This is a genomic window from Oleiphilus sp. HI0125 (assembly GCF_001635355.1).
The window spans coordinates 1-1,155 of the sequence record NZ_LWGF01000240.1; the positions used below are offsets into that span (position 1 = coordinate 1).

The following is a 1,155-nucleotide window of genomic DNA, read 5'->3' on the forward strand; positions in this document are numbered from 1 at the left end:
GCTTACAAATGACCGGCTCTCATCCTCTTTTTCTTCAAGTGCTGTATGTTTCAATTGATCTATACGTTCCAGCGCTTCTTCCAAGTAACGAGAAAATGGCTTCTCTCCGTTGAAGCGATCTGGACAATAGGTGCAGTTGATATTGTATTCGCCGTTATAACTGATGATGGTGATCGTTAAGCCAATTCCATCAAACAATGGGCTGCTGCATGACAAAGAAACTAGTTCGTTTTCTTCTAAATACAGAGGGAATTGTGGGCCTGGAATATTGATGATTGGGAGGTTGAACATCGGCTTAAACTTTTGAGCCAATAAAAATTCTGAGTATACGCGAGCAGAAAGTGAGGCCATATTGCTAGGTACAAGCTCGGTTAGTCTGTTCGCAGATATAGCGTCGTCATAATGATTGGAGCTTGTGGCCATCGAATGAATCTGGCGAATTCGACGAATAGGGTTTGATTCATGGGTGATTAACGAAAACAAACTAGCAGTGAGTTGTTTTCCAGATTTATACGTAAGGCTTGTTGAGCGCACTGAGATTGGAGAAAGTGCAATCAGCGGAGCCTTCGGAAGAGCGTTATTATCTTTTAGGTAGCTATGAAGTGCCTCAGCACAGACTCCAATAAGAATGTCGTTGGTCGTGACATTATTGAGCTCTTGTCGCAGTGTGCGAATAGAAGAGAAAGACAAGCGTAAGTTGTCGCTGACGCGCTTGCTTGAGACCTTCTTATTTAGCGGGGTGCTCGCTACGCTTAATAGTGCGGAGGGAAGATTTAAACGCTGCAGTTTTTCGTACAGAACGCTGTAAAACGCTGAAGATGCAGTATCTTTGAGCAAGTTTGCGATGCTCGATGGAATGGAAAGAGCTGTGTTATAGGCCGCCTCAATCAAAGATGCTGTTTCAGGTAGTTCAGTGGGCACCCATGGCTCTGGTGTTGTAAGCTTTTGAACATGCGGAGAGACATCTAATAGCTGGCTGAGAATGTCTTCACCCGTTGAATGGTCAAGTGCTGAGATGTGTGTAACGAGGATAAGCGCAAAGTGTTGCTTGGAGTATCCTGACTCGCTATCTAAACCGTCAACATAATAAACTTGCCACAAAGGTTGGTGGCGCTCGAGCGGTGTATTGAGTATTTTGGCGGATAGTTCTTCAAG

At 44.4% G+C, this 1,155-nt stretch carries 1 protein-coding gene; it reads right to left on the reverse strand.

Translation table 11 applies throughout. The features are described from left to right. Nucleotides 1-1,155 (reverse strand): WS/DGAT domain-containing protein (locus A3762_RS03595; RefSeq protein ID WP_068754128.1); only part of this gene is annotated, 1,155 nt, incomplete at both ends.